This window comes from Paenibacillus allorhizoplanae (assembly GCF_927798215.1).
GTDB lineage: Bacteria > Bacillota > Bacilli > Paenibacillales > NBRC-103111 > Paenibacillus_E > Paenibacillus_E allorhizoplanae.
In genome coordinates this window covers 171,091-183,858 of the sequence record NZ_CAKMMW010000008.1, presented here as the reverse complement: position 1 = coordinate 183,858, position 12,768 = coordinate 171,091, and the positions used below count along the sequence as shown (strand labels likewise).

Sequence of the window (12,768 nt, the reverse complement as noted above, 5' to 3'; positions counted from 1 at the left end):
GGGTCACTCCGGCGCTTTTTTCTCATTCCATTCTTAGTTGTTGAATGCGTTTTCTACATACAGCAGGGGATGTCCCATAGAAAGCGGAAAACTGGCGAGAGAAATAAAAGGGATGATTGAACCCGACTTCCTCCGCAATTTCGGCCATCGTTAATGAAGTCGTTTCTATGAGTTTTCTAGCTTGGCGAAGTCGAATCTTATTTAACATGTCCATCACGGATTCACCGGTCTGTTTTTTAAAGAGATGGGCGAACCTGGAAGCAGATAAGTTAACGACAGCAGCCAGTTCAGCAACCGTATAAGGTTGACTATAATGCTGTGTAATCAGCGCTAACGTATGTACTATGCGTGAATCCAACGGATATTCGGTTTGCATGGCACTTTTGGACAGGAGAAGGAGGAGTTTTTCAAGTGCGTTGATAGCGAATCTTTCTGAGTAGAAATCCGTTTCATCATTGTATTGAATTAAATTGTAAAAAGCATTAGTTACCTGAAGCGACTCGTTTTCAGAATGAAAGCGAGCAAATCGTATGCCTTTAATCGCCTCTGGCAGCTGTAAAAGCGGTAACCATTCTTCCTTCGGGACAAAATGACACCAATAAAACTCCCATAGCGTGTTCTCTGGCGTTCCGTAAAAATGGGGGGTGCCTGGTGTGATTAAGGTAACCTCATCCTGGTGGCATTCATAGGTTTCTTTACCGTTGTTAAATAAACCTGTCCCCTTTAACGTCAAGGTCAAATAATAATCTTTCGTACCATTGGACCTTTTCACCTTGTAGCCAAATGATTGGCGATAATGGCCGGAAATTAGCTTTCCGGGGATCGTAGTTAAATTCTCAGTGGCAGAAAAAGACATGAACTCAGTCATAATCGCTTTGCCCCCATTTCCCATTTAGTTACTAGTATATAGGATTTTATGGAAAAATAAATCGGGTACAGCGTGTAGCTCGAATACAAAAATTGATCTTGCATGCACCAGCCATTACAATGGAAATAAGTAGTTAGGCAAATTTTCGGAGGTGCAGGAATGGCAGATCAAGCAGGAATTCAACCACTTATTTTGGATATGGACGTTAATGGGAATCCATTCACCGTACATGCAGCATTACTTTGGGACGAGAAGGATGTCATCCTTGTTGATACGGGTATCCCTGGCCAGTTAGAACTTATTCGCGACCAACTTGCTGCAGCATCCTTTCCTTTTGAAAAGCTGACGAAAATCATGATTACGCACCAAGACATGGATCACATTGGCAGCCTGCCAGAACTGGTGGGCGCTGCTGAGGGACGGATCGAAGTGCTGGCGCATGAACTTGGCAAGCCTTATATTCAAGGGGAAGTGCCCTTGGTTAAACGCAAGATTTTGGCTACTCCTACGAAAGTGGATGTGACGCTTCAGGATGGGGATGAACTTCCTTTCGGCGGGGGCATTCAGGTCATTTATACACCTGGTCATACGCCAGATCATATCAGTCTGTATCACCCAAAAAGTAAAACATTAATTTCCGGAGATGCGCTTACGTCGCAAGACGGTGTGCTTATGCCTCCAAATCCTCATTTCACGCCGGATATGCCGTTAGCGCTGGAATCCGTAGCTAAGCTGCTGGACTATGACATTGAAACTGTCATCACTTATCATGGTGGCGTTTGTACGGAAAATATTAAAGAACGTCTCGCTGAAATTGCGCAAGGTCAGGCATAAGGAGCTCCTATGGATCCCAAAGTCAAACAGGCTTTAGACATAACACTTCAGAACTGGCAGACCATGACGTCGTATCAAAGTGATGAGAAAGAAGCAGTGGCCGATCAATTCCAATCTTCGTTCTATGTATTTATTGATACCGTCAGCGATTGGGTACTCCGTCAAGAACCCATGCCTCAAACCCTGGATGAGATGCTAGCAATTGATATGATCCAAGATATTTTCGATCTATTGCCTGCTCCCTTGCATCTGAATTTGGAGACGGAGTTAGAATTAATGATAGACGGGGTAGAACGCGAGGATGAAGATAAATATGATTGATATAAAACAAATGTGAATCGTTCTCCAAGGATGTTTAGAAAAATTAGTTGTAACCAAAAAAGCGCGATGTCAAATTTTATCGACACGAGTGTATATGTGGTGGCCTTCTCACGCAAATAGGGCAACGAATGCCTAGTAGACATTCTTCATGCTGGTGTAACTTCGACGGTAAACATTGATGAACAGCAGTATGGCGGACAGTTGAATTTGCTGGGTACCTATACGTTTGACGCAGGTACTTCAGGTAATGTGAAGGTCCGCAACGAGGGTGCGAATGGACACGTGACAGTGGATGCGGTTAAATTTGAGCCGGCTCCTTAGTAGGGAGTGAAAGAAGAAGCCTAGGGGCTTCTTCTTTTTTGGCTTTATAACTTACGCGCCTCTAGTGGAGATGTTGCGCAACAATTGCGGAGCTAATGCGAACGCGTAAGTCGAAAAAATCGACTTAGAGAGCTCGGCAGGCCAAGCAGCGCTCCCGTAAGTCGAAAAAATCGACTTACACACTCCGGCGGTACTATTTTAGCATGTACGAAGCATGAATTAGCACTAAACCCGACTAAAACACTCAGTCCAAGGGGTTATATTGGCATTTAGTAAATATTAAAATATAACATAATGATTTAGCTAAAAGCAATATTTTTTTCGAAAAAGACTTGATAAAAACATTCAAATGGGTTAATCTTCTAATTGTTGGAAAACAAATAAAGTAGAGAGAAAGGAGTGGAACAAATGGAAATGATGAGCATGAAAATGATGATGTCGATGTGCATGGAAGAAATGATGTGCAAAATGAACAACATGAAGATGATGATGGATTGCATGCAAGGTATGGAAATGGCGGACATGATGGATATGGATATGATGATGTCCAAGATGCAGTCTTGCGATGAGATGATGACGATGATGATGGGTATGATGCGTGAAATGAAACAAACCGCTGTGTAAGATTCGTCCTTATACAAGGAGTTATCGAACACACTCGGTTATCATTGGATTCATACGATGGAATTTTTGTGGCAAGTACATATCAATCTGCAAATTGATGCGTACCGTTAAGATGCAATTCTGCAGAGCAGATGACTGCATGCATGGAAATGACGAATAGGCATGACCGATGTCCGGTAGAGCGGTAATCCGCATACGGGATTTTTTGCATTTTTACCTATGATAAGTCGCGTTCAACTGTTTACCAATTTCAACTCGCTGTAGTTTCAATCCCCAAACTTCCTCGATCAACCGAGAAGAGACATACACGTTATCTGTTTCCCTCAATTGTCTGTATAGCTCCAGCATCTTCTTATTGACGGCATCGAACTGGTGCCATAGTTGGCTTATTTGATATTCAAGTATCGTTTGTTGCATATATAAGGCTGATTTACTCAGCGTCTGTATAATTTCGTTTTGCCATTGGGCGTCCCCGATTTGCTTCGCATAATTCAACAAATCCAGATAATCATCTTTCCAGCGTTGCTCCAATTTCACGGTTTCTAGCATGGCGGTTACCTCATTTCGGCTTTATACCTAGTATTATACTCGGAATTAAGGGAATTGCAAGTGCGAATATTATTTGATCCAAAAGTTATTAAAATTGTAGTTCATGCCTAAACAATAAATCCACTATTCCGATGTTATTCCCGATAATATGTTTCTTCCCTTCGCCTAAGAAAGCGCGCCGCAATCGATGAAATAAGGGATAGGTTGAGAGTTGAACTGTAAAATTGGAGAGCTCATTTGGGATATTTTTAATATTTTCTATTGGTTGTAATTTCTAAAAAAGTGGTTGTAAATCTTTAATTAATACCAGGCTATCCCATGTATTATAATTAGTAGCGCTTTCATTAAGAAGGCGAAATTTAAAAAAGGGGCACACCTGATGAGTATTATATCTATCTCAACACCCGTTCAATTGAAGAATGTGATAATCCAGGATGACTTCTGGTCCCCTTATATTTCATTAATTCGCGATGTTGTAGTTCCTTACCAGTGGGAGGCACTTAATGACCGAATCGAAGGCAACGAGCCAAGTCACGCCATCCAGAATTTCAAAATCGCTGCCGGATTGGAGCATGGTGACTTCTACGGCATGGTGTTCCAAGATAGCGACGTGGCCAAGTGGCTAGAAGCCGTTGGTTATCTTTTGGAGCAAATGCCTGATCCCGATTTGGAAAAGGTAGCGGACGAAGTCGTCGATCTGATCGCTAAGGCGCAGCATGCGGACGGATACGTAAATACGTATTTTACACTCAAAGAAAAGGCAGGCAGATGGACGAATCTCGCGGAGTGCCACGAGCTCTACTGTGCGGGTCATCTGATCGAAGCGGCGGTCGCCTATGAGAAGGCAACGGGGAAGGGGAAGATTCTGGAAGTGGCTTGCAAGCTCGCCGACTGCATCGATGCGACGTTCGGGCCAGAGGATGGGAAGATCAAAGGTTATGACGGGCACCAAGAGATCGAGCTGGCGCTAATGAAGCTCTACAGAGTCACCTCCAATGATCGCTATGTGAAGCTGGCGAAGTTCTTCTTGGACGAGAGAGGGCAGAGTCCCCACTTCTACGACTTAGAGTTCGATCGCCGGAATGGCGAGACTCACTTCCAAGCGCTGAAGATAGCCAAGGACAAATCTTACAGCCAAGCGCACATCCCGATTCGCATGCAGCAGACGGCCGAAGGTCACGCGGTGCGGGTCGTCTATATGTGCACGGGTATGGCCGATGTCGCGGCAGCAACTGGAGACGAGGATTTGTTAAAGGCATGCCGAGCGCTCTGGCATAACATCGTGAACAAGCGGATGTACATTACGGGATCGATCGGCTCAATGTCTTACGGCGAGTCATTCACACTCGATTACGATTTGCCGAACGATACGGCTTACGCGGAGACGTGCGCATCGATCGGTCTCATCTTCTTCGCCCAGCGGATGCTTCAGATCGAGCAGAGAAGCGAATACGCGGACGTCTTGGAGAGGGCGCTCTATAACACCGTTATCGGCGGAATGTCTCGCGACGGACAGCATTTCTTCTATGTGAATCCGTTGGAAGCTTGGCCTGAAGCGAGCGGTAAGAATCAGAATTTCGATCACGTGAAGATGGAAAGGCAGCGATGGTTTGGCTGCGCTTGTTGCCCACCTAATATCGCTAGGCTGCTCGCCTCTCTCGGCAGCTATATCTACTCGTTCCATGGGCATACCCTTTATGCTCACTTATATATTGGGAGTCAAGTCACGGTTGAGGTGGATGGCGGCGCCGTTGGGCTCATCCAGCATTCCGAGCTCCCTTGGAACGGTAACATTAAATTCGAGCTGAAGATGGATGAGCCCAAAATCTTCTCCTTGGCTCTACGGGTACCAAGCTGGTGTAGGTCTTGGGATGTCAGGGTTAACGGGCAACCGGTAGTGGAATCCGCTATGCGCCTGTTTAACGGTTATCTTCATCTCGAACGGAAATGGAATGCTGGCGATATCGTCGATCTGGTTCTTGCAATGAACGTTAGTCCGATGAAAGGCAATCCGGAAATTCGAGAGACCGTAGGCATGGTCGCCATCCAGCGAGGGCCGATGGTGTACTGCCTGGAGGAAGCCGACAATGGCAAAGGTCTACATAAACTGATTATCCATCCGGGCTTCGAAGATCAAGTTAGCTTTGATAGCAGCTTGTTAGGTGGACTGCTTACCATTGACTTAACCGCTTATCGGCTCCAAGACGAGGGCTGGAAGGATCAATTGTACCGCGTGAAAGACGAGGATCACTTAGAAGCGACTACGGCCCGATTTATCCCTTACTTTGCTTGGGCGAACCGGGGAAGCGGCGAGATGAGAGTGTGGATTAGAGAAAATACGGTTTTACCCTCATGAGGTGCAAGGATAGATCACGCTTGTTAACTCTGGTCAAGGAGGGAAGGGAGCAATCCACAATATAACAGTCTTAATAGACAGATGAAATATTCCCCGCCTACGCGGGAGGAATCAAGGAGTGACGGCGAATTATATATGATGGAGGGGTTAATATGAAAACAATGAAAAAGGGATTCGTGGTTAGCTTATCAATGGTCTTGATCTTAAGCATGATGGCTGGATGCTCCACGAATAACGATAAACCAAGCGCATCGCCAACGGGAGAAGCAGCTACAAAAGCACCAGAGAAGACGGCAGCTCCTTCCACGGAGAAGGTTAAGATTACCTATTCGATGTGGGGAAGTGAGGCTGAAGGAAGCGCAACCCAAGCAGCGGCGGATAAGTTTAATGCTTCTCAAAACAGAATCGAAGTCAAAGTGCAAGCGATTCCTTGGGAAAACTACATGACCAAACTGAATACGCAGGCTACGGCAGGTCAATTACCAGATACAGGAATATTGAAGGAGGATGGCGTCATCCAGTGGTCCTCCGATGGTATGTTGAATGATGTAAGCGCCATGTACTCGGGAAGTGACAGCAAGCCGCTGGATAGCCTAGCTTACAAATATCAAGGCAAAACCGTAGCCTATGCCGCTGCGAATGAAATTCTGCTCCTTTATTACAACAAAGACATGTTCGATAAAGCAAAAGTACCTTATCCGCCATCCGCATTGGATAAAGCATGGACATGGGATGAATTCGTAGCAACGGCCAAAAAGCTGACGGTCGATAAGAATGGCAAACATGCTGACGAGGCTGGCTTTAATCCGCAGAGCATCGTTCAGTATGGTGCATCCGTCGAAAATCTGGCATGGCAGTTGGAGGCCTGGGTGCTCAGCAATGGCGGCGGTTTCTATTCGGGTGACGGTACATCGGTGAGAATCGGGGAAGACGCCAGCATCGAAGCGATTCAGAAAGTCGCGGACCTGTACTTGAAAGACCATGTTGCCCCGTTGTCTGTTGGACAGACCGATGATGGCATTCAGCGTACCATCATCGCAGGAACGGTCGCCATGGCCACGAACGGCCAGTGGAACATAGGCACTAGCTTGAATGCAGCCAAAGATGCAGGACTGAAATATGGCGTTGCCGTATTACCATACTTTAAGGAAAAGGTTACTCTCAACACGGGCGGTGCCAATGTCGTATTCTCCCAAACCAAGCATCCGAAAGAAGCGATGGAATGGCTCAAATGGTACACAGCTGAAGAAAACAACTGGGGACTTATCTCATCGGGTATTTGGATGCCAACACTGAAAAAGTGGTATACGGATGAAACGCTTACCCATAGATGGGTCGACAATAAGAACTTCCCTCCGTATAACGAATACAAGTCAGCTGTAGTCGATTATGCGCAATCCTCAGCCGCCAGACCCGCTGCCTGGTTCTATACAAATCATACGACGGACTTTAACACCTTGCTGGGATCGACCTTGGGGGATGTTTGGACCGGAAAAGCTACCGCCAAGGATGCCATTACCAAAAATCTCGAAGCTTTGAAAGCAGCCAATAAAGGCAAAAAATAACGTATAGGAAGGATGACCGCTAAGAACAAGCAAGCGGCGGTCATCCTTCACATATGAGGTGGGGGGCAAGATATGGAAACCTTTAATAAACCTCAGCAACGCCGTTCCCGCTTTCATTCAAGCGAGGCAAGTGTTGCTTACATATGCTTGATTCCAGCAATACTCGGATTAATCTTCCTGACCTATCTGCCTCTTCTCGGCGTGTTGGGAATAAGTATGACGAATTGGACGGGGCTAAAAAACCCCGAATTTATCGGCTTCAGCAATTACATCACGCTATTTACCACCGATCCTTATATTAAAGATTCAATTATAGCAACGCTCTACTTCGCATTTTTATCCGTAGCCGGAAGTATGGTTTATTCACTTTTCATCGCGATGCTGTTGAATCGTAAAATTCCGGCAAGAGGATTCTTCAGAGCCGTATTCTATGTGCCTTTCGTTTTGCCTGCTGCCGCTATATATGTAGGATGGTCCTGGCTTTACGAGGCGAATTTTGGTTTCTTCAACTATCTTCTCTCCGAAATTGGTTTGAACAAAGTTCTCTTTATCGCCGATTCCAATTTCGTAGTCCCATCTCTTTCATTGATTGCGGTCTGGCTGTCGGGTAACTTAATCGTTATTTTTTTGGCAGGGCTTCAGAGCGTTCCGAGCGTCTATCATGAAGCGGCTGAAATGGATGGCGCCAACGGGTGGAATCGCTTCCGGCATATCACCTTGCCTTGTATGACGCCGATCATCTTTTACAACCTGTTGCTAAGCCTGATTGCCAATCTCCAAGTCGTTACGCCAGCCCTTGCACTGACCAATGGTGGTCCGGGCAACTCTTCCCGATTCATGACTTATCTGATGTATGATCAGGCTTTCGTCAATTACAAGCTGGGCTATGCCTGCGCGACGACCTTTATTATTTTCGCCATTCTTGCCGCTTTTACTGCCGTTTTGTTCAAGACGTCGAAACGGTGGATCTTTTCCGAAGGAGACGACGATAAATGAGCGAAGTCGCATACGCCAGATTGAAGAGTAAGAAACGCAGTGAACGAACGATGAACGTGCTTACACTTATAGTCGTCATTGTATTTGCCCTCATCGTACTCTTCCCGATTTGGTGGATATTCCGTACGTCACTGATGACGAATCCCGAGATCTACAAGTATCCGCCGTCTCTTATACCGAAAAATTGGTTGTTTTCCAATTATGAAAAAACATTGAATATATTTAAATTTTGGAAGTATCTGTGGAATACGATGATCATTATCGTTCCTTCCTGTTTGGGGGGGACGTTCACGGCTACCTTGTGCGGATATGCCTTTGCGAGGTTGCGGTTTAGAGGCAAACAATTGATCTGGATTCTTTGCGTCGGTTCAATGCTCTTGCCTGCCATGGTTACGCTCATTCCCCTCTACATTGGATGGACACGTGGTTTGGGGCTCCATGACAGCTATCTGCCATTGATTTTGCCCTATTTTTGCGGGGGCGGCGCTTTTAATATCTTTTTGATCAGGCAGTTCATTCTCTCTATACCGAGAGAACTCGACCAAGCGGCAACGATAGACGGCGCTGGGTACTTCCGGATTTTGTTCAGCATTATTATGCCGGCGATCAAGCCCGCTATGATCGTCGTTGCCTTGTTTATTTTCATCGGATTATGGAATGATTTGCTCCAACAGATGATCTACATTAATTCGAGCGATAAATTCACCATAGCGTTGGGGCTTACCAATTTTAAAGGTCAATTAAAGCAAGATTGGTCGTTGACGATGGCAGCCACATGCCTGTCCTTTGCGCCAGGCGTCATTTTCTACCTGATTGGTCAAAAATATTTTGTAGAGGGAATCACGTTGACCGGTATGAAAAGTTAATCTGGAATGAGCAAAAAGAACCCCCTTGAAGGATAATCCTTTAGGGGGTTTTTAGGTTGATATTTTTAAAGAAAATTCCTGCGACATTAGTTCATATAGTGTAAAAATAGGTTGTGAAACTTAAAGTAAATCGCACAAATTTTAGATATGATAGAAAATGTAAGCGCTATATAATTTAACAAATAAGGAGGTGTGCCGCAAAGGATGACAGCACGTTACAGCCAGGATTTAAACCTAATGGTAAGAGAAATCCCCGCTAGATGTCGAAGAAATCTAGGATGAGAAAGAGAGGCTACTTAATGAAGCAAATACTTAGTAAGTATTGGAGTAAGATGTCAAAGTCACAACGTATGCAACTGTTTGCAGCATCTACGTTTACTGCAGCAGCCATTCTGTTGGTACCGCAACTCGCTTCAGCGAATACAATTACGAACAGTAATTTTACAGTTCAGACGGGTACGAATGGCGAAATTACTTCTCTACAGATTGGCGGGGATACGTATCCAACCAATTATGTCATGAATGCAACGAATGCACCGAATCAGAATACAGCTGATCATCAATGGGTTGGGGAGCTTATGTTTACGTATAAGCTTGGAACAGGGGCTTGGACACAAGCGCTTTCGAGTAAATCGGCGGATGGCAGAACCACTTCCCAAACGGGCAATACCGTCAATATTACGTATCAGAATTCAACCAACAGTGCAGGGATTAAAAACTTCAAAGTGGATGAATCGTATTCCCTCGTGAGTGACTATTTGAAATGGCAAATTACCGTTACCAATACGAGCACGCAAACTTTGGAAATCGGAGATTTCGGCCTCCCGCTCCCCTTCAATGAATTCTTCACTGCTGGCAATAATGACGAAATCTATGAGACACGTGTCATTACACATGCCTATATCGGCAACAATAGTTCGTATATCGTGGCACAGCGTCCTAGCGGTATTGGCCCTTCTCTGCTTATGGTACCTGACACGACGACGGGAGCGGGACTTGAGTATCAAGACAATTGGCGCGTTGAGGAGCATCCAGGCAGCATGTGGGCAGCGGATCAAGGGGGCTATGCGAAGGGGCTGAATGTGTACTATATCCACTCCAATGTGATTAAAAGCAATGGTCGTGGATATTTGCCCAACACGAGCCTAACATTGGCACCAGGCGCAAGTAAAACGTATGCCTTCAAATTCTTTAAAGCTGCCGATGAGTATGCTGTTCAAGACAGGCTGTATAGCGAAGGTATGGTCGATTTCAATGTAGTTCCTGGCATGATTGTGCCAACGAATCAGACGGCTAAGTTCGATTTGCACACATCCAAAGTGATTACTGCTGTTACACCGCAATACCCATCCGAGACGACAATTACTTCTTTAGGTACAACGGGAACGGATCACAAATTGTATCAGATGACGATGACCCATTTGGGACAGAATAATATTACGGTTACGTACGGCTCAGGTGAGAAAACAGTTCTTCAATTCTATGCTATTGAACCTATCGATGCGGCATTACAGCGGCATTCAACGTTCATGGTGAACAATCAACAATGGAATGTGCCAGGGGATATTAGGGATAAAGTGTTCGATGACTGGATGATGCAGACCAAAGCCAAGCGAAACAATTTCGCAGGATACTGGGGTTGGGGAGATGACTGGGGGCTTACACATGGTCAATTCCTTGCTGAGAAAAATGCCCTTACGCCTATCGCTTCTGAAGTAACAGCCGTAGATAATTATTTGGAAACGGCCGTATGGACAAATTTGATGAATGGTCATCATACCGATTATCTTGTACCAGATTTTCTAATGGCGCAACCAAACACAACGCCAACCTATCGGGGCTATGCGTATCCGCACATTTATAATACGTACTTCAGTATGTATAAAATTGCTAAGCTGTACCCAAATCTTGTGACATACAAGAATCCCAAAAATACGTATTTGCTTCGCGCATATAATGTGTTCAAAGCCTTGTACGACGGACCTGTTGCCTACAACTGGGAGACGGGATTAATGGGTGAGTTAACGACACCAGACATTATTAAGGCACTTCAAGATGAGGGCTATACGACACAAGTGAACGATATCATCAGCAAAATGGCAACGAAATACAACAATTTTTCAGCAAATTCCTATCCATACGGATCTGAATATAGCTACGACAATACGGGAGAAGAATCTGTCTACATGCTGGCTAAGATGAATAATAACAATACCATCAAAGGTAAAATTAATGCCAAAACGAGAGCAGCACGCGGTCATATGCCAGTGTGGTATTACTACACCGATCCTGTAACCATTACGGGAGACAACTGGTGGAATTTCCAATACAGCACGTCACTTGCAGGTTATGCGATGGATGACTGGATTCGTACGAATTCCACGACGCCTGAGAGGGAACAGCGGTTATCCTATGCGGCTAAAATAGCGAATATCGGTGCGATCAATTCTGGTCAAATCAGTAGTGATGCAGCGAATATCGGTGCTGTTTCTTGGACTTACCAGGCAAGTAAGGGAAATAATGGCGCTCTAGGCCTGGACGGCGGTCCGCTATTTAATGGCTGGCGCGGGATGAGTGGCGAAGCCGATCTTGGGCTGTTCGGTGCTTTGAAAATTCTAAGTGCAGATATTGCAGTTGACCCTATTTTTGGCTTATATGGCTACGGGGCGGACGTTAATCTGAGCAGTGGGAAATATACGATCACGCCGAAGGATGGCTTGTTCAAACGATTGAATCTCATTACAGAGAAATTGTCCATGGAGCTTGAGCGTGACCAATATACGTCGGCTATTGTAGCAACAGCTAAGAATGATGTGAACTTTACTTTAAAAAATTCCACCACAACGGCGGCCCACGTTACGAAAGTCACGTTCACGGGTCTTGCAGCAGGTACCTATAATGTGCTTGTGAACAACGTGCAAACAGGCACGGTGACGGCGACGTCAGGTGCTAAAACCATCGTTAATCTTAGCATTGGAACGAATGCTACGTACGATGTGAAACTGCAAGTAGGCACACCGTCAGGGCCTCAAGACGTTGCACCGCAAGGGACAGCGACAACCTCATTCGTGTCATCTTGGGAAAGCCTTGCAGGGCTGAACGATGGTTATTCACCGACAAGTTCAAATGATAGAGGACATCTTGTATACGGTAACTGGAATAATCCAGGAACGACACAATGGGTGCAATACGACTTCGCATCAGCGAAAATATTATCGAGTACTGCGATTTATTGGTTTGATGATGATCAAGGCATCGATCTGCCAGCTTCCTATACTATCCAATATTGGAATGGAACAGCGTGGGTCAACGTAGCAAGCCCATCAGGACTAGGGGTTATCGCCAATCAATATAACACGACGACATTCACGCCTGTTTCTACCACCAAAATCCGTGTCAACATAACAGCCAAAGCAACCACATCAACAGGAATTGAATCGTGGAGAGTATTCGGAACATAATCCATTT

General features: G+C 45.3%; 12 protein-coding genes. 9 read left to right on the top strand and 3 right to left on the bottom strand.

The window, feature by feature from the left end; all coding sequences use genetic code 11:
• Positions 1 to 22 precede the first annotated feature (22 nt).
• On the bottom strand, positions 23 to 868 hold the full coding sequence (locus L6I86_RS15795) for a helix-turn-helix domain-containing protein (RefSeq protein ID WP_236288546.1): 846 nt from the start codon (positions 866 to 868) through the stop codon (positions 23 to 25).
• Positions 869 to 1,027: 159 nt separating this feature from the next.
• On the opposite strand from L6I86_RS15795, the gene L6I86_RS15790 reads away from it, so the two are divergent.
• The 4 genes from L6I86_RS15790 to L6I86_RS15780 all read left to right on the top strand — a co-directional run bounded on the left by L6I86_RS15790 (position 1,028) and on the right by L6I86_RS15780 (position 2,968).
• A complete protein-coding gene (locus tag L6I86_RS15790) occupies positions 1,028 to 1,702 on the top strand; it encodes an MBL fold metallo-hydrolase (protein ID WP_236288544.1) in 675 nt (224 codons plus the stop codon).
• Positions 1,703 to 1,711: 9 nt separating this feature from the next.
• Positions 1,712 to 2,023, top strand: a complete 312-nt coding sequence (locus L6I86_RS15785) for a hypothetical protein (protein ID WP_236288543.1) — start codon at positions 1,712 to 1,714, stop codon at positions 2,021 to 2,023.
• Positions 2,024 to 2,164: 141 nt separating this feature from the next.
• Positions 2,165 to 2,344 carry a golvesin C-terminal-like domain-containing protein gene (locus L6I86_RS36030; RefSeq protein WP_476739357.1) on the top strand — a complete coding sequence of 60 codons (180 nt, stop codon included), beginning with the start codon at positions 2,165 to 2,167 and terminating at the stop codon, positions 2,342 to 2,344.
• A 408-nt stretch (positions 2,345 to 2,752) separates the two neighbouring features.
• Positions 2,753 to 2,968 carry a hypothetical protein gene (locus L6I86_RS15780; protein ID WP_056608664.1) on the top strand — a complete coding sequence of 72 codons (216 nt, stop codon included), beginning with the start codon at positions 2,753 to 2,755 and terminating at the stop codon, positions 2,966 to 2,968.
• An 82-nt stretch (positions 2,969 to 3,050) separates the two neighbouring features.
• Here L6I86_RS15780 and L6I86_RS35665 read toward each other — a convergent pair whose 3' ends face one another.
• Both L6I86_RS35665 and L6I86_RS15775 read right to left on the bottom strand, forming a co-directional pair.
• Positions 3,051 to 3,179: a hypothetical protein gene (locus L6I86_RS35665; protein WP_276574866.1), complete on the bottom strand. Its 129-nt coding sequence runs from the start codon at positions 3,177 to 3,179 to the stop codon at positions 3,051 to 3,053.
• A 2-nt stretch (positions 3,180 to 3,181) separates the two neighbouring features.
• Positions 3,182 to 3,517: a hypothetical protein gene (locus tag L6I86_RS15775; protein ID WP_236288541.1), complete on the bottom strand. Its 336-nt coding sequence runs from the start codon at positions 3,515 to 3,517 to the stop codon at positions 3,182 to 3,184.
• 379 nt (positions 3,518 to 3,896) lie between these two features.
• Here L6I86_RS15775 and L6I86_RS15770 point away from each other — a divergent pair, with 379 nt between their 5' ends.
• From L6I86_RS15770 to L6I86_RS15750, 5 genes are all read left to right on the top strand, one after another.
• Positions 3,897 to 5,873: a glycoside hydrolase family 127 protein gene (locus L6I86_RS15770; protein ID WP_236288539.1), complete on the top strand. Its 1,977-nt coding sequence runs from the start codon at positions 3,897 to 3,899 to the stop codon at positions 5,871 to 5,873.
• 152 nt (positions 5,874 to 6,025) lie between these two features.
• Entirely contained in the window at positions 6,026 to 7,438 is a 1,413-nt protein-coding gene (locus L6I86_RS15765) for an ABC transporter substrate-binding protein (protein WP_236288537.1), read from the top strand.
• Between the two features lie 72 nt (positions 7,439 to 7,510).
• Entirely contained in the window at positions 7,511 to 8,434 is a 924-nt protein-coding gene (locus L6I86_RS15760) for a carbohydrate ABC transporter permease (RefSeq protein ID WP_236288536.1), read from the top strand.
• Complete coding sequence (locus L6I86_RS15755) at positions 8,431 to 9,300, top strand: carbohydrate ABC transporter permease (protein WP_236288534.1); 870 nt, start codon at positions 8,431 to 8,433, stop codon at positions 9,298 to 9,300. Before L6I86_RS15760 ends, L6I86_RS15755 begins: the two co-directional genes overlap by 4 nt.
• Positions 9,301 to 9,650: 350 nt before the next feature.
• Positions 9,651 to 12,761 carry a DUF5695 domain-containing protein gene (locus tag L6I86_RS15750; protein WP_420851897.1) on the top strand — a complete coding sequence of 1,037 codons (3,111 nt, stop codon included), beginning with the start codon at positions 9,651 to 9,653 and terminating at the stop codon, positions 12,759 to 12,761.
• Positions 12,762 to 12,768 lie beyond the last annotated feature (7 nt).

Bases quoted from the DNA above. Each gene is read 5' to 3' on its own strand.
- L6I86_RS15760 (WP_236288536.1), top strand. From the start codon at position 7,511: ATGGAAACCTTTAATAAACCTCAGCAACGCCGTTCCCGCTTTCATTCA.
- L6I86_RS15770 (WP_236288539.1), top strand. From the start codon at position 3,897: ATGAGTATTATATCTATCTCAACACCCGTTCAATTGAAGAATGTGATA.
- L6I86_RS15785 (WP_236288543.1), top strand. From the start codon at position 1,712: ATGGATCCCAAAGTCAAACAGGCTTTAGACATAACACTTCAGAACTGG.
- L6I86_RS35665 (WP_276574866.1), bottom strand. From the start codon at position 3,179: ATGCAAAAAATCCCGTATGCGGATTACCGCTCTACCGGACATCGGTCA.
- L6I86_RS15790 (WP_236288544.1), top strand. From the start codon at position 1,028: ATGGCAGATCAAGCAGGAATTCAACCACTTATTTTGGATATGGACGTT.
- L6I86_RS15795 (WP_236288546.1), bottom strand. From the start codon at position 868: ATGACTGAGTTCATGTCTTTTTCTGCCACTGAGAATTTAACTACGATC.
- L6I86_RS15750 (WP_420851897.1), top strand. From the start codon at position 9,651: ATGCAACTGTTTGCAGCATCTACGTTTACTGCAGCAGCCATTCTGTTG.
- L6I86_RS15775 (WP_236288541.1), bottom strand. From the start codon at position 3,517: ATGCTAGAAACCGTGAAATTGGAGCAACGCTGGAAAGATGATTATCTG.
- L6I86_RS15765 (WP_236288537.1), top strand. From the start codon at position 6,026: ATGAAAACAATGAAAAAGGGATTCGTGGTTAGCTTATCAATGGTCTTG.
- L6I86_RS15780 (WP_056608664.1), top strand. From the start codon at position 2,753: ATGGAAATGATGAGCATGAAAATGATGATGTCGATGTGCATGGAAGAA.
- L6I86_RS15755 (WP_236288534.1), top strand. From the start codon at position 8,431: ATGAGCGAAGTCGCATACGCCAGATTGAAGAGTAAGAAACGCAGTGAA.